The sequence below is a fragment of the Ruminococcus flavefaciens genome, from assembly GCF_900143025.1.
In the GTDB taxonomy this organism is placed as follows: Bacteria; Bacillota; Clostridia; order Oscillospirales; family Ruminococcaceae; genus Ruminococcus; species Ruminococcus flavefaciens_I.
Genome location: NZ_FRCT01000001.1, coordinates 371,361 through 391,535 on the forward strand (window position 1 = coordinate 371,361; position 20,175 = coordinate 391,535).

At 47.0% G+C, this 20,175-nt stretch carries 18 protein-coding genes; 16 read left to right on the top strand and 2 right to left on the bottom strand.

The features are described from left to right. Positions 1-73 precede the first annotated feature (73 nt). The 13 genes from BUB28_RS01745 (at position 74) to BUB28_RS01805 (ending at position 14,094) form a co-directional block, all read left to right on the top strand. Entirely contained in the window at positions 74-859 is a 786-nt protein-coding gene (locus BUB28_RS01745) for an MBL fold metallo-hydrolase (RefSeq protein ID WP_072948080.1), read from the top strand. Then, positions 856-1,332 carry a 23S rRNA (pseudouridine(1915)-N(3))-methyltransferase RlmH gene (rlmH, locus tag BUB28_RS01750; protein ID WP_072948082.1) on the top strand — a complete coding sequence of 159 codons (477 nt, stop codon included), beginning with the start codon at positions 856-858 and terminating at the stop codon, positions 1,330-1,332. The genes BUB28_RS01745 and rlmH overlap by 4 nt, the downstream gene beginning before the upstream one ends. Positions 1,333-1,639: 307 nt before the next feature. Further along, positions 1,640-2,416 (top strand): ABC transporter permease, encoded by a 777-nt coding sequence (locus BUB28_RS01755; RefSeq protein ID WP_072948083.1) that lies wholly within the window; start codon positions 1,640-1,642, stop codon positions 2,414-2,416. Continuing rightward, complete coding sequence (locus BUB28_RS01760; RefSeq protein WP_072948085.1) at positions 2,416-3,651, top strand: ABC transporter ATP-binding protein; 1,236 nt, start codon at positions 2,416-2,418, stop codon at positions 3,649-3,651. Before BUB28_RS01755 ends, BUB28_RS01760 begins: the two co-directional genes overlap by 1 nt. 3 nt (positions 3,652-3,654) lie before the next feature. Continuing rightward, positions 3,655-4,695 carry a class I SAM-dependent methyltransferase gene (locus BUB28_RS01765; RefSeq protein WP_072948087.1) on the top strand — a complete coding sequence of 347 codons (1,041 nt, stop codon included), beginning with the start codon at positions 3,655-3,657 and terminating at the stop codon, positions 4,693-4,695. Between the two features lie 3 nt (positions 4,696-4,698). Further along, on the top strand, positions 4,699-5,154 hold the full coding sequence (locus tag BUB28_RS01770; RefSeq protein ID WP_072948089.1) for a coiled-coil domain-containing protein: 456 nt from the start codon (positions 4,699-4,701) through the stop codon (positions 5,152-5,154). Next, positions 5,154-6,233, top strand: a complete 1,080-nt coding sequence (locus BUB28_RS01775; RefSeq protein WP_072948091.1) for a glycosyltransferase — start codon at positions 5,154-5,156, stop codon at positions 6,231-6,233. The genes BUB28_RS01770 and BUB28_RS01775 overlap by 1 nt, the downstream gene beginning before the upstream one ends. A gap of 15 nt (positions 6,234-6,248) precedes the next feature. Then, complete coding sequence (locus BUB28_RS01780; RefSeq protein WP_072948093.1) at positions 6,249-7,448, top strand: glycosyltransferase family 4 protein; 1,200 nt, start codon at positions 6,249-6,251, stop codon at positions 7,446-7,448. Next, positions 7,448-8,626, top strand: coding sequence for a glycosyltransferase family 4 protein (locus BUB28_RS01785; RefSeq protein WP_072948095.1), 1,179 nt, complete (start codon positions 7,448-7,450; stop codon positions 8,624-8,626). The genes BUB28_RS01780 and BUB28_RS01785 overlap by 1 nt, the downstream gene beginning before the upstream one ends. Before the next feature lie 9 nt (positions 8,627-8,635). Continuing rightward, positions 8,636-11,104, top strand: a complete 2,469-nt coding sequence (locus tag BUB28_RS01790; RefSeq protein ID WP_072948097.1) for a hypothetical protein — start codon at positions 8,636-8,638, stop codon at positions 11,102-11,104. Between the two features lie 17 nt (positions 11,105-11,121). Beyond that, positions 11,122-12,093, top strand: coding sequence for a glycosyltransferase family 2 protein (locus BUB28_RS01795; protein ID WP_072948098.1), 972 nt, complete (start codon positions 11,122-11,124; stop codon positions 12,091-12,093). After that, a complete protein-coding gene (locus tag BUB28_RS01800) occupies positions 12,080-13,168 on the top strand; it encodes a glycosyltransferase family 4 protein (RefSeq protein WP_175547782.1) in 1,089 nt (362 codons plus the stop codon). The genes BUB28_RS01795 and BUB28_RS01800 overlap by 14 nt, the downstream gene beginning before the upstream one ends. Beyond that, a complete protein-coding gene (locus BUB28_RS01805; protein ID WP_072948101.1) occupies positions 13,165-14,094 on the top strand; it encodes a lysylphosphatidylglycerol synthase domain-containing protein in 930 nt (309 codons plus the stop codon). The genes BUB28_RS01800 and BUB28_RS01805 overlap by 4 nt, the downstream gene beginning before the upstream one ends. A gap of 439 nt (positions 14,095-14,533) precedes the next feature. Here BUB28_RS01805 and BUB28_RS01810 read toward each other — a convergent pair whose 3' ends face one another. Continuing rightward, positions 14,534-16,909 (bottom strand): homocysteine S-methyltransferase family protein, encoded by a 2,376-nt coding sequence (locus BUB28_RS01810; RefSeq protein WP_072948103.1) that lies wholly within the window; start codon positions 16,907-16,909, stop codon positions 14,534-14,536. 12 nt (positions 16,910-16,921) lie between these two features. Further along, positions 16,922-18,046: a bifunctional chorismate mutase/prephenate dehydratase gene (locus tag BUB28_RS01815; protein WP_072948105.1), complete on the bottom strand. Its 1,125-nt coding sequence runs from the start codon at positions 18,044-18,046 to the stop codon at positions 16,922-16,924. A gap of 237 nt (positions 18,047-18,283) precedes the next feature. On the opposite strand from BUB28_RS01815, the gene ruvC reads away from it, so the two are divergent. Genes ruvC through BUB28_RS01830 form a run of 3 tightly spaced genes read left to right on the top strand, consistent with a single transcriptional unit; the run spans position 18,284 to position 20,174 of the window. Continuing rightward, positions 18,284-18,775 carry a crossover junction endodeoxyribonuclease RuvC gene (gene ruvC, locus BUB28_RS01820; protein WP_072948106.1) on the top strand — a complete coding sequence of 164 codons (492 nt, stop codon included), beginning with the start codon at positions 18,284-18,286 and terminating at the stop codon, positions 18,773-18,775. Between the two features lie 14 nt (positions 18,776-18,789). Continuing rightward, on the top strand, positions 18,790-19,413 hold the full coding sequence (ruvA, locus tag BUB28_RS01825; protein ID WP_072948108.1) for a Holliday junction branch migration protein RuvA: 624 nt from the start codon (positions 18,790-18,792) through the stop codon (positions 19,411-19,413). 26 nt (positions 19,414-19,439) lie between these two features. Next, complete coding sequence (locus BUB28_RS01830) at positions 19,440-20,174, top strand: enhanced serine sensitivity protein SseB (protein ID WP_242939902.1); 735 nt, start codon at positions 19,440-19,442, stop codon at positions 20,172-20,174. Position 20,175 lies beyond the last annotated feature (1 nt).

The window sequence follows — 20,175 nt, forward strand, 5'->3', positions numbered from 1 at the left end:
CGTCAGGCGATACAACAATTCCTAATTTCTAATTACGAATTCCGAATTAAATAAACGGAACGGAGAATATCCAATGGCACGACTCTATCCACTTTTCAGCTCCAGCAAGGGCAATTCCTCGTTTATCGGAACTGAAAAAGGCGGAATACTCATAGACTGCGGAGTTAGTTTCAGGCGGCTGTGCAACGCCCTTGAAGTGAACAACATACCGCTGAGTGCGGTACAGGGTGTATTCATAACCCACGAGCACTCGGACCATGTTGCAGGACTTACTATGCTGACCAAGAAAACGGGACTTCCCGTATACGGTCAGAAGCGCACTTTGCAAAGGCTCTGCGATGGCGGAAAAATAGCGGTAAGCTCCCACGTCATAGACATAACAGGAAAGAAGATAAGCTGCGGCGGCAGTGAGGTCAGCTGCTTCAATACTCCTCACGATGCTATACAGAGCTGCGGCTACAGGATACATACAGAGGACGATAAATACTGCGCCGTATGCACCGACCTGGGACACGTTACTCCCGAGGTGGACGAAGCTCTTAAAGGCTGCCGAATGGTGCTCATAGAAGCGAATTACGATGACTATATGCTGCGTACAGGTCCATATCCTCTTTATTTAAAGGAGAGGATACTTTCGCCCATTGGTCATCTTTCAAATGACGACTGTGCAGTACAGGTAAGAAAGATGATAGAGCGGGGCACTACTCATATCCTGCTGGGACATCTCAGCCAGGACAACAATCATCCGCAAATGGCTGACAGTACGGTGCAGCGCGGACTCAGCGGCTTTACAAGGGGCAGGGACTATCTTCTCGGAGTAGCTCCCGTTGAAACTAAGGGAGGAGCAGTGGTGTTCTGATGAATATTGTACTTATTGTTATAGGCAAGCTTAAAGAGGAATATCTTCGCAGTGCCTGTGCAGAATATATAAAGCGTCTGGGAAGATACTGCACATTCGAGCTCCATGAGCTTGACGAGTGCAGGCTCAGCGATGACCCGTCCGAAAAGGAGATAGCTTCTGCACTTAAAAAGGAAGCCGAGCAGATAAAGCGTTACGCAAAGGGCATGATAGTACCTATGTGCATAGAGGGTAAGCAGCTTTCAAGCCCCGAGCTTTCTGAAAAAATAACAGAGGCAGGAGTCAGCGGACAGAGTACGGTCACATTCATAATCGGAAGCTCCTTCGGACTTGCTCCCGAGATAAAGTCAATGGGCACACTGAAGCTTTCTATGTCGAAAATGACCTTCCCTCACCAGCTTGCAAGGGTAATGCTCTTAGAGCAGATATACCGCGCTTTCCAGATAGCAGAGGGCGGAAAATACCATAAGTAAAAAGGACAGCTTCGGCTGTCCTTTTTTAGCCGTTAGCCCTTAGTTATTAGCCTGTAGGGGAGGCGTTTCGCCGCCCGAAATTTCCGAAAAACTTAATGAACCCGTTGTAGGGAACGCCGTCCCTCTACAGTTCTCAATTCTTAAAGTTAATTTGTTGCTTACGGACTGCCAAAGGCAGCCCCTACGATCTTAGCTCTTAATAAAACTTGACAGCAAAATGCGCTTGTGATATAATTAAAAGATACTATGGATTTTTATGCGCATTTTACGGAAAATGCCGTTTCTGCGCTTTTTCAAGGAGCAATAAATGAGTACGATAAAAGAGCTGTATGCATACAGACAGATGATATTCAGCCTTGTGAAAAAGGATCTCCGCGGCCGCTATAAGGGCTCTGTACTGGGCTTTCTGTGGACGTTCATAAACCCTCTTTTCCAGCTGATAGTCTACACGATAGTTTTCTCGAAGATACTTCCGAACAACATTGACAAGTATTATCTATACCTGTTCGTTGCACTGATACCGTGGATATTCTTCTCATCGTCCATAACGGTAGGTGCAGCGTCGATAGTGGCGCAGAAGGATCTGGTCAAGAAGATATACTTCCCGCGAATGGTAATACCAATATCCTATGTTACAAGCTGCTTTGTGAATATGCTGCTGTGCTTCATAGTAATATTCGCGGTTATAATCGTTACGGGCGCAGGGATAAACTTCCTTGCGGTACTGACTCTGCCCGTGATAATGATAGTGGAGTATATATTCGCACTGGGAATGGCTATGCTTACATCGGCTGTGACCGTATATTTCAGGGACTTAGAGCATATCCTCGGCATAGTATCAATGGCGTGGATGTACCTTACACCTGTTGTATACTCAAAGTCGATAGTCCCCGACAGATACCTGCCGCTGTTCAATCTCAATCCTATGACACATATTATAGACTGCTACAGAACAGTGCTCTATGATAAGCAGGTACCCGACCTTACGACACTTCTCTGGGCAGCAGGTCTGGGAGTATTCTTCCTTATATTCGGTGTAATTGTATTCAACAAGCTTCAGAAGCACTTTGCGGAGGAACTGTAATGGCAGAAAATGAAATTGCAATAGAGGTCAGGGATATCACCAAGAGCTTCAAGGTGTATCTCGACAAGGGCGCACAGCTTAAAGAACGCCTGCTTTTCCGCAAGCGCAGCCGCTATGAGGAGCGCAAGGTGCTCCGCGGCATAAGCTTTGACGTAAAAAGAGGAGAGGCTATCGGACTTATCGGGCATAACGGCTGCGGTAAGAGCACAACGCTGAAGCTTCTCACAAGGATAATGTACCCCGACAGCGGCACTATAAAGCTGAAAGGCAGAGTTTCAAGTCTTATCGAGCTTGGAGCAGGCTTCCACCCCGATATGAGCGGCAGGGAGAATATCTATACCAATGCTGCCATATTCGGACTTACCAAAAAGGAAATAGATGCCCGACTTGACGATATAGTCGAGTTTTCGGAGCTTGCGGACTTTATCGACAATCCTGTGCGAACATATTCCTCGGGAATGTATATGCGACTTGCCTTTTCCGTGGCTATAAACGTTGATGCGGATATACTCCTCATCGACGAGATACTTGCCGTGGGAGATGCAAATTTCCAGGCGAAATGCTTCAACAAGCTGAGAGAGATAAAGGCGCAGGGTACAACTATAGTAATAGTATCACATTCACTCGGACAGATAGAGCAGATATGCGACCGTTCCATATGGATACATGAGGGTCTCATCAAGGCTGAGGGACCTCCAAAGGAGATAGACCTTGAATACCTTGATTATATGAGCAGAAAGCGTCAGGAGCTTATGAAAGCGGCTGAGGCGGCAGATGAAAAAGAGGAGACCACCGAGGAGGAGCAGGGTAAACGCTGGGGAAGCGGACAGGCTCGCATAAAGCGAGTACGTTCATTTGCAGCCGACGGCACAGAGCAGAGCGTGTTCCGTATTGGCGAGGATATAAAGCTGGTAGTGGACTACACCGTAAAAAAGCCTGTAGACGATGCTGTATTTGGCGTGGGAGTATTCGACCTCAACGGTACGCAGTGCTACGGTACGAATACAAGGATAGACAAGGTGCCTGATTTTGTGCTTGATAAGGACGGCACAGTTGAGATACTGCTGAAAAAGGTCATGCTGCTCGGCGGTGCCTACAATCTTGATATAGCAATAGAACAGGGCGAAGGCATACCTGTTGATTATTACAGACAGGCGCATAAAATTGAGATGATATCGGCAGAGGGAGATGCGGGAGTATTCCGCATCGAACACACATGGAATTTCCAGAGGTAAAATATGAGCTATTTATCGCAGTTTATAGAGAGTGCAAGACATCAGAAGGGCATAAAGGGAAAAATAAAGAGAAAGCTTTTCGGCGGTATTTATTCCGCCCTTGAAGTAGCAGACAAGGAATTGTCGGAAAAGAGCAGCTTCCTTGACGATAATGCGCAGCGCATAAGGGACGAATTTGAGCCTACCTGCGTCAACGTAAGGAACAATAACGCCATTATCGAGCGCCTTACCAGCGAAAATGAGCTTATGAAGGCAAAGATAGCAGGCCTTGAAAAGAAGCTGAAATCAGCTCCTGCGGCAACTGTTGTACAGACTGAAGGTGCAGCTCCTGCTGCGGCGGCAGTAGCTTCTGTTTCTGCGGAAAGCGGCTCTGACTATGAGGATATCGACTATTTCGACTTCGAGAACCATTTCCGCGGCTCTATCGAGAGCATAAAGAAGTCACAGGAGTTTTACCTTAAATTCTTCCGTGACAAGAAAAAGGTGCTGGATATAGGCTGCGGCAGGGGAGAATTCCTTTCTCTCATGCAGGATAACGGTATTACAGCAGAGGGCGTGGATATATACGAGCCCTATGTGGAATACTGCAATATGAAGGGGCTGAAAGCCTCCTGCGGCGACGGTGCGGATTTCCTTGCACATACCGAAGGCATTGACGGCATTTTTGTCGGTCAGGTAGTTGAGCATCTAAAGCCTCATCAGATAATACAGCTCTGCAATACAGCCTATGAGCGCCTTGAAGAGGGCGGCTGTATCATCATTGAGACCCCAAATCCCACATCGCTCTCGATATATACCAATGCATTTTACATCGACCCCTCACATATAAAGCCTGTTCACCCTCTGACTATGCAGTATTACCTTGAAAAAGCAGGCTTTAAGGACATCGGGATAATATACACCGAAAACAGCAGACCTCCCTTTGAGATACCCGAGCTTAAATGCGAAGGCGATACCGAGGAATTCAACAAGGCAATGAAAAAGGTTTCGGAGATGCTGTTCGGAAGTCAGGATTATGCAGTTGTTGCGACCAAGAAAGGATAAATCATGGAAAACGAAAAGATAAATATAGAGGAAATAATGGCTGAGATAAAGCGCGGCATAAAGGAGCAGGGACTTACTGCGGATATGCTGAGCTTTGAAGATGTGCCCTTCAAAAAGACAGCTCAGGGCGGTTCAGCTTCCGAAGCCCTTGACTATATTACCTCTCATTACTATATACAGCCCTACAAGGAGCTCAAAGGCAATCCGATAAAGGTATTCATCAAGAAGATCATACGTAAAATGGTTAAGTTCTACGTAGAGCCTGTGGTATTTGAGCAGAATGATTTCAACGCAAATGCAGTGACCGTTATGAAGTCTGTAGCTGACAGCAAGTCCTCAGACCTCAGCGGCAGAGTTGAGACGCTTGAGCTTGCAAACAAGGAGCTCATCATGCGCCTTGACAGGCTTGAACGCGAGAACAGCGAGCTTCGCAGCAGACTTGACAGGGAGAATGTATAATGCGAGTAGTACAGCTTCTTCCCACCCTCTCATTCGGTGACGCCATAGGCAATGATACAATAGCCTTAAAGGGCGTTATCAGCGAAATGGGCTATACTACAGACATTTACGCCGAGAATATAGATAAAAGGCTTCCCGAGGGCATAGCACAGAAGGCGGACAAGCTCCGCGACCTTAAAAAGGACGATGTGCTTATTTATCACAAATCCACGGGTACAGACCTTACCTTCAAGATAGACAATTACAAGTGCCGCAGGATAATGGTATACCATAATATCACTCCTCCAGAGTTCTTCCGTCCCTACAGTACGGCAGCCACACAGCTCACCGAGCACGGCTACAAGGGAGTGGAGTATCTCCGCGACAAGATAGACTATGTGCTTGCGGTGTCGGCTTATAACAGGTCTGAGCTCGTAAAAATGGGCTATACCTGCCCTATGGATATAAGACCCATACTCATAAAGTTCGACGACTACAGACAGACTCCCGACGAAGCTACTATAAAGAAGTACAGCGACGGCAAGAAAAATCTTGTTTTCGTTGGCAGGATAGCTCCGAACAAGAAGCAGGAGAACGTTATCAGAGCTTTTTACTGCTACAAGAAGCTAAATCCCGAGTCAAGACTCATACTTGTAGGCTCTTCAACAGGCATGGAAAACTATTACGAGCGCCTTGTGAAGTATGCAAACGCACTTGGCATAGGCGATGATGTTATATTCCCGGGACATATCAAATTCAGCGAGATACTGGCGTATTACCGCCTTGCAGACGCATTTGTCTGTATGAGTGAGCACGAGGGCTTCTGCGTACCTCTTGTAGAGGCGATGTTCTTTGATGTTCCCGTAATAGCCTATGATACCAGCGCGATATCGGACACTCTCGGCGGAAGCGGTGTGCTTCTGGATAATAACGATCCTGTATTTGCGGCGGCAGTTATAGACAGGGTGCTCAAAGACGAAAAGCTCCGCGAGAGCATTATCGAGGGACAGCGCAGAAGGCTTGAGGACTTCTCATACGAGCGCATAAAAGCCACATTCGAGAAAGAGCTTACAGATTTTATAAACGGCAAAAAAGCCTGAATAAAGGATACAGAAATGAAAAAGATAGGTTTTGTTATTCCGTGGTACAGTGAAAAGATACCAGGCGGAGCAGAAATGGAGCTTCGCGGACTTACCACACATCTGCATGAAGCAGGCGTTGAGGTGGAAATGCTCAGTACCTGCGTAAAGGAGTTTTCTGCGGACTGGAATGAGAATTATTTCAATGAGGGCGTGGACAGTGTACACGGTTTCCCTATAAGAAGATTTAAGATAAGAAAGCGCAATGTACAGGCGTTTGACGCAGTAAATGCCAAGCTTATGAAGAATATGCCCGTATCTGCCGACGAGCAGAAGGTATATACCGACGAAAACGTGAACAGTCCCGAATTATGCGAATATATCAGGACTCACAGCGATGAATACAGCCTTTTCGTGTTCATACCCTATATGTTCGGAACTACCTTTCACGGCTTGCAGGTATGCCCCGAAAAATCGGTGCTCATACCATGCTTCCATGACGAGTCCTACGTGTATATGGACAGATTCAAGCCTGTATTCCAGAATATCGGCGGTATAATCTACCACGCAAAGCCCGAATACGACCTTGCAAACCGCGTATTCGATATGAGCCGCGTAAAGCAGGGCTGTCTCGGCGAGGGCGTATACACTGACCTTACCAGCGATGCATCTGCTTTCCGCAGTAAATTCGGCATTGACAGTCCTTTTATCATCTATGCAGGACGCAAGGACGAGGGAAAGAACGTCCACACTCTTGTGAAGTATTTCTCGGAGTACGTAAAACGCCGTGATACCGACCTTAAACTTATACTCATAGGCGGCGGAAACATCGAACTCCCGTCAGAGCTTGTGAAGCAGAAACGCATAATCGACTTAGGCTTCATAGACCTACAGGACAAGTATAACGCTCAGGCGGCAGCCGAGTTTTTATGCCAGCCCTCGAAAAATGAGAGCTTTTCCCTTGTTATCATGGAAAGCTGGCTCTGCGGCAGACCTGTGTTGGTACACAGCGGCTGTGCAGTTACGCGAAATTTCGCATCTGAGTCCAACGGCGGACTTTATTTCGGCGATTATTTCGAGTTTGAGGGCTGTACCGACTGGTTCCTGAAAAATAAGGATAAAGCGGCACAGATGGGCGAAAACGGCAGAAGCTACGTCCGCAGCAATTTTGCATGGGACGTTATCGTTGATAAATACATGAAGTTTTTCAGAGAAGTTAGCGGAGATAAGGAATAATGAAGAGGATAGCACTTGTCAATCAGAGATACGGACTGGAAGTCAACGGCGGCTCTGAATATTATACCCGTCTTATTGCAGAGCGTCTTACAGGGGAATTCGAGGTAGATGTCATCACCACAAAAGCCCTTGAATATACCACATGGGAGAACCATTATACAGCCGATGAGGAAGATATCAACGGTGTAAGAGTTCTCCGTTTTCCTGTTGAAAAGACGAGAGCAAAGGATTTCAACGACTTCAACGGAAAGTATCTCAGGTCGGGCAATTACAATGTTGAAACAGAGGCGGTATGGTTTGAAAAGCAGGGACCCTATTCACCTGCGGCAATAAACTATATCCGCGAAAACAAGGATAAATACGATGTATTCATCTTTGTTACCTATCTCTACTACCTCACAGTAAAGGGACTTCCCGAGGTGGCAGACAAGGCTGTATTCATACCTACAGCCCACGAAGAGCCATTTATCCACTTCAAGACCTATGAGAAATTCTTCAATCTGCCCAAGGCTTATGTATTCCTTACCGATGAGGAAAAGGCGCTTGTGCAGGGGCTTTTCCACTGTGAAAATATCCCTTGCCGCGTAATGGGTACGGGAGTAGAAGTGCCCTGCGAGCCTGATGAAGCAGGCTTCCGCAGTAAATTCGGCATAGAGGGCGATTACATCATATACGTAGGACGTATCGACGAGGGAAAGGACTGTCCTACTATGTTCAAATACTTCCTTGAATACAAGAAACGCCGTCCCGACAGCACATTGAAGCTTGTGCTCATGGGCAAGCCCGTGTGCGAGATACCCAAGCACAAGGACATAATAAGTCTCGGCTTTGTCAGCGAGGAGGACAAATTCAGCGGTATATCAGGCGCAAAATGCCTTATACTCCCCTCGAAATTCGAGAGCCTGTCCATATCCGTCCTTGAGGCTATGACCCTTTCCGTACCCGTTATCGTAAACGGCATATGCGAGGTGCTGAAAGGTCACTGCATAAAGAGCAACGGCGGACTTTACTACATGAACTACTTTGAATTTGAAGGAATAATCGACTATATATTCTCCCACGATGCGGAATATGCACAGCTGCGCAGAAATGCGGAAGCATATGTTGAAAAGAACTACCGCTGGGAAGTAATAATGCGTAATTTCAGCGAACTTATCAATAAAATCTGCGAGGAGTGAATATAAATAATGCTGTTTACTGCGGTCTGCTTTATCGGAGTCGTATTCTCCGTGCTCAGTGCTGTAATATGGTTCAAAAAGAAGAATATCATTGAGGGAACGGTAATGGGTGTCGTAATGTGGTTCTTTGCGCATATATTTGCCAGCATGGGACTCTTTGTCATCGACAAGTATACCATTTATCGTGCAGGCTGCGGAGCATTGGCGATAAGCGCGGCTGTTATGCTGCTTGTGCTTTTTCTGCGAAGGAGCAAGCCTTTCAGATGGCGGCATATCTTCAAGAATGATTTTTCCATAAAGGAAATGCTTGTCCCCATAATAGTATGTATCCTTGCTGTGCCATTCGTTTCGCAGAAAAACGACTATTTCGGCATGGGACAGGATCAGGGAGTATACCAGACACAGGCTATACTCTTTATGAACGGCGATACAAAGCGTCAGAAGGATATTTCCGAGTATCACGACCTTGAAATGGATCAGGAGCGTGAGCAGTTCAGAAAGGACGTACAGGCTCATCTTCGCGGTTATGATGTGCCCGATGAGAATTATCCTGATACCGTATACGACAGGAGCATAAGTCCTGTATCGGGAATTATCCACGGTATACCGACTTATTCCGCACTTCTTGCCATGTGGGGCACACTTTTCGGCATGAGCAGTATGCAGGGCTTTGAAACACTTCTTTTCATATGCCTTATCTTCATCGTATACTTCATATGCCGCAATCTGAAGCTGAAGCCTGTGGCTTGTGCCTGCGGCTGTGCAGCAGCGGCATTTGCTCCCGTTATAATATGGGCTGCAAAGGCGTCGCTTACAGAGATGCTCCTTACGCTTCTGCCCGTGACTTTCCTTTACTTTATGACAGATGACGATGACCCGAAGCACAAATGGCTTTCGGTGATACCCATAGCGGTATTCGGCTGTTATCATGTGTCAATATATACCATGATACCCATGTTCGTGCTGATATACGGCGGTATGTATGTGTTCACAAGAGAGCGTCAGTACGCAGTGCTCATGCCTGTGACCATACTCGGCTATCTTGCAAGTTACTTTATGATGAGGCAGATACAGCCTTTCTACACCATGAACAACTACAGTCCCGTATTTGTGGGAGGCATCGGCGTAAACAATATCACCGTGGTGGTCTGCGCACTTTCAGCAGGTGCAGCTGTGGCAGCTGTACTGTTTGCGGTCATAGTGAAAAAGCACACGAAAAAGGATTTCAGCGGCATAAAGTTCAGCCGTGACACAGCAGCTTCAAAGGGATTTATCCTGCTTATGAGACTTCTTGTGATACTGCCCTGTGCATATATCATTGCAAGGGCGTTTATGAAGTACAGCAGCTGGAATGAAGCAAATCACCTTGCATTATGGGGCTTTGCAGGCAATGCAGGACTCCTTCTCATGCCTCTGGGCATGGTATTTGCGGTAATATACGCGAAATACTTCGCAGAGCGCAAGTCAAGACTGGTTCTTTTCATAATGTTCTTCTATTGCATACTTGTTTACTCCTCATTCCTGAGATACGATATACAGTATTATTACTACTATTCACGCTATCTCACACCTTTCATTCCTGTGGCAGTCATATTCAGTGTTGCCGCACTTGACCGTGCAGGGGGAAAGGTACTCATACCTGTTACAGCCCTCGGACTTATGTATGTTGAGAAGTTTGACAGATATCTCATGCTCAACAAAGACGATTCACGTATGGAATGGAGCATTATCGAGGATATCACGGATTTCGTGGACGAAAGCGACTGTGTGGTCATCTCTCCCACCTATGCTTCAAGACTCTGGCTGCCCGTAAAGAGCATGACAGGCGCTAAGGTAATGGTGGAGGATGCCGAAGATGCAGAGCAGATAGACAGACTCACCGCAAGATACGGCAGAGTTATCATGATAACCGAAAAAAATCTTGACGAAGCCGACCACACGGCACTTTATTCCAATAAGCTCCACCATATCGAAGATGACATGGTGAACACAGGAAAGATACTTCCGTTTGCACGCAGCTTCTGGGTAACTGAGGAGGATATCAGAGTATTCTCCTACGATAAATACCGATTTATGTATACTGCAGCAGGGGACTATGCAAAAATGAGCGGAGTTTCGCAGCTTGAAAGCTTTTTCTGCTGGACAGACAGCGAAAAAGCACAGATAGAGTGCGGACTTTTCCCCGGGGATTACGATATAACTATGGAATTCGGCTGCGGACTTCCCCTTGATAAAATGGGAAAAGACCGCGTTGAGGTAACACTTCTTATGAACGGCGAGAAAATAGGCACACAGGCTATAACTCCCGAGAATAACGGCAAACCGCTCCGCTTTGAAGTGGACAGTGAGCAGATAGAGGACGGAGAAAATATCCTTGAGATACAGAGTCCGCTGTGGAGTGCTTCCGTATCAAATCCTGCTGATTCCCGTCAGCTTGGAATAGCGATACAGTCGGTACGCTTTTCACCTGCAACTTGATAGAAAGGAACGTAAATATGAAGCTTATCATTCAGATACCATGCTATAACGAGGAGGAAACACTGGAGCTGGCTTATAACGACCTTCCCAGACATATCGACGGTATCGACACCATTGAATACCTTATCATAAATGACGGAAGCAAGGATAATACAGCAGCAAAAGCCCGTGAGCTCGGCTTTCATCATATAGTATCATTCAAGCGCAACAAGGGCCTTGCGAAGGGCTTTATGGCAGGTATCGACGCTTGTCTGCATCTTGGTGCGGATATAATCGTAAATACCGACGCTGACAATCAGTACTGCGGTGCGGATATCGAGAAGATAGTCCGCCCCATACTCGACCAGAAAGCCGATATCGTAATAGGTGAGAGACCTATCGACGAGACAGAGCATTTCTCCTGGAAAAAGAAGAAGTTCCAGCACCTGGGAAGCTGGGTAGTGCGCGTTGCTTCGGGAACCGATATCCCCGATGCTCCCAGCGGCTTCAGAGCCTATTCCCGTGAGGCGGCGCTGAGACTCAATGTTGTCAACGAGTACACCTATACCCTTGAAACTATCATACAGGCAGGAAATAACAAGACCGCCATGACCTCAGTGCCTATAAGGACTAATCCCGAGACAAGACCTTCAAGGCTTTTCTCGAGTATGTGGCGCTACATGAAGCGTTCTTCAACAGTTATAACCCGTTCCTTCGTTATGTATAAGCCCCTTAAATTCTTTATGTCTATCGGATTTGTACTCATGTTTTTTGGTGCGATACTGGGTGTGCGCTTCCTCATACTCATGGCAATGGGCGACGGCGACGGACATATACAGTCCCTTATCCTTACAGCAATACTCATTATGATGGGCTTCCAGACCATTACAATAGGACTTCTGGGAGACACTATCTCTGCAAACAGAAAGCTCCTTGAGGACGTTCAGTACAGAGTGAGAAAAATTGAATGTGGCAAGAGCGATGAGGAGAAGAAGAATGAAGAAAATTAAACTGCTGTATATCACAAGAAAGTATCCTCCTGCTGTGGGCGGAATGGAAAATTTCAGCTATAATCTCTACAATAACTTTGATCCTTCAAAGGTAGATGCGGATATAATCTCACTTGGAAAGTCACAGAAGCATCTGGTGTGGTTCCTGCCATATTCTCTGCTGAAAACAGTGTTCAAGGCAGGAAAATACGATGTTATCTTTGTGGGAGATGCGCTTCTCAGTTCGGTGGGCTTCTTCACGAAGCTTTTTCACCCCCGCAAAAAAGTGGTAGTCAACGTTTTCGGACTGGATATCACATTTAAAAACAAGCTCTATCAGCTTTATCTCAAGCTTTTCTACAATAAATTCGACAAGTATATATCTATCAGCCGCGAGACCGATGAGACCTTCCGCAAGCGCGGCGGAAAGCGCTCCTGCGTTATAAACTGCGGTGTGGATACGGAGCAGTTCAGCGGCGAATGTGCGGATTACGGCGAGATATGCAGAAAAAACGGCATATCCGAGGACGATACCGTTATTATCACCGTTGGAAGACTTGTAAAGCGCAAGGGCGTTGACTGGTTTGTACGAAATGTAATGCCTTCCCTTAAAGATGAAAAGGTAAAGTACCTCATAGTCGGCGACGGCGAGGACCGCGAGACTATAGCCGAGGGTATCGAAAAGTACGGACTCGGCGACAAGGTGAAGATGCTTGGCAGAGTCGAGACAGCTGAGCTCAATGCGGTATACACTCACGCAGACGCGTTCATAATGCCTAATATCCATGTAGAAGGTGATATGGAGGGATTCGGGCTCGTTGCAGTTGAGGCAAGTCTTGCAGGTCTGGCTGTGTTCGCTTCGGGAATAGAGGGCATACGTGATGCGGTCATCGACGGCAAAAACGGCTGGATAATGGAGAGCGGAAATGCTCAGCAGTATGCAGATAGGATAAAAGACCTCTGCGCACACCGCGATGAATACAGACAAAAGGCTGCTGAATACAGCCGATATACCCGTGATACCTACTCATGGAAGTCCATATGCGCAAAGTACGTGTGCTTATTTGAAAAGCTGCTGGGAAAAGGTAAGAAATGAAGAAGATAATAAAGATCATCGGCAATATCGTAATGATAGCCGCTCTTGCCTTTGTGGTAAAGAAGCTTCTTGATATGGACATAAGTCTGTCACAGTTCCGTGATATAAAGGTGATATCGGCACTTGTGCTGTGTTTGCTGATAACGGCTGTGATAATCATATTCTCATGTTATCCGTGGCTGGTGTTCACAAGGTCGCTTTCGGGGCGGAAGATACCTTTTTCAACGGCTATGCCTGTGTATACTCAGTCCAATCTGTACAAGTATCTCCCCGGAAACGTATTCCAGTACGTGGGAAGAAATCAGCTTGCGGCTGATATGGATATAAGTCATGTGGACGTAGCCTGTGCAACTGTGCTGGACGTTCTGTTCTGCGTGTTCTGGACGGCGGTCATATCCGTTGTTATGCTTGGCGGACGAATAGCCGAGCTTATGGCAAAATATGGGCGAAATCTTCTTATCGTAGGTGCAGTGGGGATATTGCTCGTGATACTTCTCATACTCGCGGTAAGGCTTAAATTCAGGGACAAGTTCAAGGCTTATATATCACGCTATTCAAAGGCGTTTGCAAAGGGAAACAGACCCATGCTGCTCCGTGGAGCATTCTATTATCTGCTCCAGAATTCAGTATCGGCGGCTATGTACTTTGTGTGCCTTAGTCTTATAGTACCGCAGGCGAAAACAGGGGAGCTGATAGCTCTAACGGGAGCTTTCATGTTCGCGTGGATAATAGGCTTTGTTACGCCCGGAGCTCCCGGAGGTATCGGCATACGCGAGGGCGTTATGCTCTTTGTGTGCGGAGACAAATTCGCGGACAGGATAGTGCTGTTCGTACTGGTTATGCGTATAGCGTCCATAGGAGCAGATGTGGCGGCATTTATAATCGGCAAGATATTCGGCGCAAAAGCTGAAAGAACTAAGAGCTAAGAACTAAGTAGGGCGAATTCAGTTCGCCCTTTTTAATGCATAATTATAAATTCGGAATTAGGAATGCGGAATTCGGAATTATTGTGTCCGCTTTGCGGACGGATTTGAATGTGTAGGGACTGCCTTTCTATAATAGGGCTGAAAAAGGCTGAAAATCAATGGAAAACCATTGATTATTGAAAAAATTTTTTTCAGTTCTCTGTTTTACACAAAGATTTGTGCTTGGTATTGTGCATTATTATTGTGAGTCGTGAGTAGAAAGTAGTGTAGGGGCGGCGTTCCGCCGCCCGCAGAATAACTGTAAATAACTCTATAACGCAAGAAAAAGCAGTCCATTCGGACTGCTTTTGTATTTCCTTTAATAGTATTATTGCGGACTGCCAAAGGCAGCCCCTACAGGCTAAAGGTTTGTGGGACGTTGAGGACGCCGTCCCCTACATTATGCGCCGTAGACCTGTGATGCTATATCCACGGTCTGTTTTGCGTCCTTTGCGTAGTAAGTAGCATTTATCTGCTCGGCGTAGGAGGCCGTGAGAACGGCTCCGCCCACAACGGTCTTGCATTCGGGGTACTTTTCGTTGAGCTGTTTTATAGTCTCAGCCATAGCACCGAGGGTAGTAGTCATAAGTGCGGAAAGTCCCACAAGGCTGACCTTGTTTTCTATAGCGGCATTTACGATAGTTTCGGGAGGTACGTCCTTGCCGAGGTCTATGACCGTGAAGCCGTAGCTGTCAAGGAGAACCTTTACGATATTCTTGCCGATATCGTGTATATCGCCGTGTACAGTGGCAAGTACCACCTTGCCTTTTGATACGCTCTCGCTGTTTGCGGCTGAGAGCCTTGTCTTTATTACCTCGAAGCAAGCCTGAGCCGCTTCGGCTGTGAGTATGAGCTGGGGCAGGAATATCTTGCCCTTTTCAAACTTAGCGCCTGCATTGTCCAGCGCGGGGATAAGATAGCCGTTGATTATCTCCATAGGGTCAACGGTGTACATAAGCTCCTCGGCAGCCTTTACAGCCTGATTTTTCAGACCGTTCTCAACTGCATACATTATATCGGGAGCTCCTTTGTCCTGCGCAGGAGCGGGAGCTTTCGGAGCGTTGTCGTCCTGTGCGTATATGCTTATGAAATCAGCGGAATTTCGGTCAATTCCCGCAAGCAGTCTGTAGGCTCTTACAGCTCCGATAATTCCCTCGATATTCGGGTTTATGATAGGCAGGGTAAGTCCGCTGTGGAGAGCCATAGTCAGGAATGTGCGGGTTATGAGCTCGCGGTTAGGCAGACCGAAGGAAATATTCGATACACCGAGCACGGTATTGAGTCCAAGCTCGGTTTTTACCCTGTGGAGAGCGTTGAGAGTCTCCATAACGCCGTCCTGCTCGGCAGAAGCCGTAAGGGTAAGGCAGTCGATGAAAACGTCCTCTTTTGGTATGCCGTACTCCATAGCCCTGTGGAGTATCTTCTCCGCGATAGCAAAACGTCCGTCGGCGGTTTTCGGTATGCCGCCCTTATCGAGAGCCAGTCCCACCACGGAAGCACCGTACTTCTTTACAAGTGGGAGTATGGCTTCGAGGGACTCGTCCTCGCCGTTTACGGAGTTTACGATAGGCTTGCCGTTGTATACTCTCAGACCTGCTTCCAGTACCTCGGGGATAGTGGAGTCAAGCTGCAATGGGGTATCGCATATGCTCTGGATAGCCTTTACGGCAGTTACCATCATTTCCTTTTCGTCAATACCCGGGAGTCCCACGTTTACGTCGAGTATCTCTGCGCCTGCGTGTATCTGCTCCACAGCCTGACTGAGAATGTAGTCCACATCGTGAGCAAGGAGAGCCTCCTTGAAGCGCTTTTTGCCCGTAGGATTGATACGTTCGCCGATAACTCGGGGCTGATTTATGTTGATGCAGTTCACGGCAGAACAGGCTATGCTTGCGCGGACTATCTTTCTTGTCTGACGTTCCATGCCCGAAAGAGCTTCTATCATAGCGGATATGTGCTGAGGAGTAGTTCCGCAGCAGCCGCCGAATATCGTCACGCCTGCATTTGCCAGCTTTACGGCGCTTGCAGCAAAGTCATCGGGGTCAACGTTGTATTCGTTGGTAACAGGGTCGGGGAGACCTGCATTAGGCTTGGCTATAACGGGGAGAGTGGTAAGTGAGCATATCCTGTCGAGAACAGGGAAAAGCTCCTCAGGTCCGAGGGAGCAGTTTACGCCGATAGCGTCTGCGCCCAGACCTTCAAGCACAGCTACCATACATTCGGGAGATACACCTGTAAAGGTACGCATATTCTCCTCAAAGGTCATAGTTACGAGAATAGGCTTGTCCGAGTTTTCCTTTGCAGCGAGCACAGCGGCTTTTACCTCGTAAAGGTCGGTCATGGTCTCGATGACTATTAAATCGGCGTCACCGCCTGCGATGACGAGCTCCTTGTATACGTCATAGGCTTCCTCGAATTTAAGAGTGCCCGCAGGTTCGAGAAGCTGACCTATAGGACCAAGATCAAGGGCTACAAGAGCCTTTCCTGCGGCAGCCTTTTTTGCGTTGGCAACGCCTGCGGAAACTATCTCATCAACGGTATGACCGCTTTTTGCCAGTTTGAAGCGGTTTGCGCCGAAGGTATTGGCGTAGATTATGTCAGAACCGCTTTCGACGTAAAGGCGGTGTATCTTCATTATAGCCTCGGGGTCTGTGATATTCAGAAGCTCGGGAACGTGCTCGGTCTTGATGCCGTGAGCCTGAAGCATAGTGCCCATGCCGCCGTCCAGAAAGACGAAGCTGTTATTTTCAAGCAGTGAAAAGAATTTATCGGACATTTTTAACTCCTTTTAGGAAAAAGTTTCATTTTTGAAGGTGCCTATGCAGCGGAAGAAATCAAGGTTCTCCTCGAGGTCGCGGAGCACGGCTTCAACATTTGGGTCGGTCATTTTTCCGCTGAAATCGAGGAAGAACATGACATTGAAGCTTCCGTCGCGGATAGGACGGCTCTCGATCCTGAGAAGGTTCATATTGTTTACGTAGAATTTGGTCAGCAGACGGTAAAGACTACCTTCCTTATGGGGGATAGTGAGCATTACGGATACCGCATCGGAGTCCTCTGCTACCTGCATATCCTTTGCTATGACTATGAACTGTGTGCGGTTGATAGTGCAGTCTGCAATATTTTTTTCGATTATTTCAAGTCCTAGCTTTTCGGCGCAGTCAACGGAGCATATAGCTGCGATAGGCTCGCTGCTGTTAAGGACTTTTTCCGCAGCAGTAGCGGTATTGCTGTATTCATGTTTTTTCAGACCTGTTTTGCTGAGGAATACCTCACACTGCGAAAGTGCCTGTCTGTGGGAGTAAACACAGGTGATATCCTCTAATTTAGTGCCTTTTTTTGCTGCAAGGCAGTGATTTATCTCCAAAGTCACCATTTTTACGATGTAGAACGGGTAGTTTGCCATAAGGTCATATGTGCTGTCAACAGAGCCTGCGGTTGAATTCTGAACAGGGAGCACACCATAGTCCGCTTCACCTGACTGTACAGCCTTGAAAACCTCCTCGAATGACGGATAGAAGGTGAATTCCCTGTCTCCGAAGACCTTTTTTGCAGCAGCCTCGGAATTAGCTCCCGAAGTGCCCTGACAGCCTATTTTCTTAGCTCCTGCGAAGTCAGGAGCAGTATATTTATAGTTCCTGTTTTCTGCAAGAATAGTGCGGTTCTGCAATATCTTGCTGATGTCCATGATAGTTGTGAAGAGGGCAGAGGTGCCCTTTTCGAGGTTCTTGTCGTTTGTCAGCTCTACGATACGGTCGATGATCTGCTGCTCGCGTCCGCCCTGAAAGACGGGCATATTATGCTCCTTTTTGTAATCTGCCACACCCCTGCAAAGCTCCATGCGCTTCATAAAGAGTGAAAGAATCTCGCTGTCTACATTGTCGATGCCGTCGCGAAGCTGTTTAAGATCCATAAAAAATACCTCCGATTTCAGCCTTTAGCCTTTAGCCGTTAGCGTATGAAGGCTAATGGCAAAGGGCTAAGGACTCAATTGATATACCTCACATATTATATCATCTTTTTTTGTAGAAATCAATAAAAAACAGGTAAATATATTGCAAAATACACTTGACCTGTGGTATAATGATAAGGAATATAGTGAGAAGCTATATCCATGTGAACTTTTTAACGAACTGATAGGTAAAAAATATTGAAAAATGTCAGAATACTGGGGATAGACCCCGGTTATGCAATAGTCGGATTCGGAGTTCTGGATTACGACGGCATAAGATTTACTCCTGTTGAATACGGTGCTGTGCTCACCGAGGCAGGAACGCCCTTTCCCGAACGTTTAAGGGCGATACATGAGGATATAGAGTTTATCTTCAACAAGTTCAAGCCCGATTGTATGGCGGTGGAAAGGCTTTATTTCACCACAAACCAGAAAACGGCGATAGATGTTGCGCAGGCGAGGGGCATAACCGTTCTTTCGGCGGCAACAAGGAATATCCCCGTTGCGGAGTATACTCCCTTACAGGTGAAGCAGTCGGTAGTAGGCTATGGCAAGGCTGAAAAGAAGCAGGTAATGGAAATGACAAGACAGCTCCTCGGACTTGCACAGATACCAAAGCCCGATGACGCTGCGGACGCTCTTGCTATAGCCATATGTCACGGACACAGTACAAGATTTGATTTCAGATAAAGGAACAGAAAGATATGATATACAGCGTAAGAGGAAGGCTTACGGTCAAGGAGCTTGGCTTTGCGGTCATCGAGTGCGCAGGCGTTGGATACGGCTGCAAGACCTCGTATAATACCATTTCAAGGCTTGGCGAGATCGGAAGCGAGGAAATGCTTTATACTTACCTTTACGTAAGGGAAGATGTGGTGGAACTTTTCGGATTTGCCACATTGCAGGAGCTCAGCTGCTTCAAGCTGCTCATTTCCGTATCGGGAGTAGGTCCGAAGGCGGCTACTTCCATACTTTCAGACGTTACCCCCGAGAGGTTTGCACTTCTTGTAGCTTCGGGCGATAGCAAGGCATTCACAAAGACAAAGGGAATAGGTGCAAAGACTGCTCAGAGAATAGTCCTTGAATTAAAGGACAAGATATCCTCAGAGTCTATCAGCGGCAGCATAAGCGGTGATGCCGCACAGTTTGCGAATATATCGTCAGCGGCAGCTTCCTCGTCGGTATCGGAGGCTCTCGAAGCCCTCATGGTGCTGGGCTATACTCAGGGAGAAACAGCTCCCATACTCGGAAAGCTTGACCCGACACTTAGTACGCAGGACCTTATCAAGGAGACACTGCGGTTAATGGCGGCAAAGAACACGCGCTAAATTCAGAAGATAGGAAGGTTACTGTTATGATGAATCTTGACGAATTGCTGAAAGCGGCAATAAAAGACCCTTCAAAGCGTTCATTGTTTTTGCAGACTCTCATAAAAAGCGACGTCTATGTCATCTGCAAGAACCCCGTTAAGCAGGAGCGCGACCGCTCAGAGGGCGGTATCCAGCTGGAGCTGGTAACTACCCAGAACCCCGACGGCGACCTGTTTATCCCGTTTTTCACAAGCTATCGTGCATTACAGCAGTTTGCAAAGCGTTATGTTGACTGCTACAAGATAAACTGCCTGAGACTCTTTGACCTCATACAGTCGGTATCCGCCGTTCTCAACCCGAATTCCTACGGCAAGGAGTTCTCGTCCCATGAGATAAAGAGTATTCTAATGATAGCCCGAAATCTCAAGATAAAGGCTATATCCTACAATGAGGCGGATATCATAAACTATCGCCGCTGTGAACATGATGTGAACCATATCATAAAGGCTGCAAGCAAATTCCTTTCAAAGCAGCCCAATGTTGACAGAGCATTCATCATGGAGATGATAAAGGGCTGCGAAAATCCGCAGATACTCATTGTCCTCGATATGATGGGAAGTACAAGAAAGCTGTTCGTACCGCTTTCAAAGTATCTTTCAAAAACAGTAAAGGCTAACGAGCATCTTTGCTTTATAAGCTATGAACAGGATATGGGCAAGAAGGCTGCTGAGACAGTTGAGCCGTTCTATGTCCGCAAGAAGAGATTTTTCGAGAAATAAT

Bases quoted from the DNA above. Each gene is read 5' to 3' on its own strand.
- BUB28_RS01765 (WP_072948087.1), top strand. From the start codon at position 3,655: ATGAGCTATTTATCGCAGTTTATAGAGAGTGCAAGACATCAGAAGGGC.
- BUB28_RS01805 (WP_072948101.1), top strand. From the start codon at position 13,165: ATGAAGAAGATAATAAAGATCATCGGCAATATCGTAATGATAGCCGCT.
- BUB28_RS01780 (WP_072948093.1), top strand. From the start codon at position 6,249: ATGAAAAAGATAGGTTTTGTTATTCCGTGGTACAGTGAAAAGATACCA.
- BUB28_RS01760 (WP_072948085.1), top strand. From the start codon at position 2,416: ATGGCAGAAAATGAAATTGCAATAGAGGTCAGGGATATCACCAAGAGC.
- BUB28_RS01785 (WP_072948095.1), top strand. From the start codon at position 7,448: ATGAAGAGGATAGCACTTGTCAATCAGAGATACGGACTGGAAGTCAAC.
- BUB28_RS01815 (WP_072948105.1), bottom strand. From the start codon at position 18,046: ATGGATCTTAAACAGCTTCGCGACGGCATCGACAATGTAGACAGCGAG.
- BUB28_RS01745 (WP_072948080.1), top strand. From the start codon at position 74: ATGGCACGACTCTATCCACTTTTCAGCTCCAGCAAGGGCAATTCCTCG.
- BUB28_RS01770 (WP_072948089.1), top strand. From the start codon at position 4,699: ATGGAAAACGAAAAGATAAATATAGAGGAAATAATGGCTGAGATAAAG.
- BUB28_RS01775 (WP_072948091.1), top strand. From the start codon at position 5,154: ATGCGAGTAGTACAGCTTCTTCCCACCCTCTCATTCGGTGACGCCATA.
- BUB28_RS01755 (WP_072948083.1), top strand. From the start codon at position 1,640: ATGAGTACGATAAAAGAGCTGTATGCATACAGACAGATGATATTCAGC.
- BUB28_RS01795 (WP_072948098.1), top strand. From the start codon at position 11,122: ATGAAGCTTATCATTCAGATACCATGCTATAACGAGGAGGAAACACTG.
- BUB28_RS01800 (WP_175547782.1), top strand. From the start codon at position 12,080: ATGAAGAAAATTAAACTGCTGTATATCACAAGAAAGTATCCTCCTGCT.
- BUB28_RS01790 (WP_072948097.1), top strand. From the start codon at position 8,636: ATGCTGTTTACTGCGGTCTGCTTTATCGGAGTCGTATTCTCCGTGCTC.
- BUB28_RS01810 (WP_072948103.1), bottom strand. From the start codon at position 16,909: ATGTCCGATAAATTCTTTTCACTGCTTGAAAATAACAGCTTCGTCTTT.
- ruvA (WP_072948108.1), top strand. From the start codon at position 18,790: ATGATATACAGCGTAAGAGGAAGGCTTACGGTCAAGGAGCTTGGCTTT.
- BUB28_RS01830 (WP_242939902.1), top strand. From the start codon at position 19,440: ATGATGAATCTTGACGAATTGCTGAAAGCGGCAATAAAAGACCCTTCA.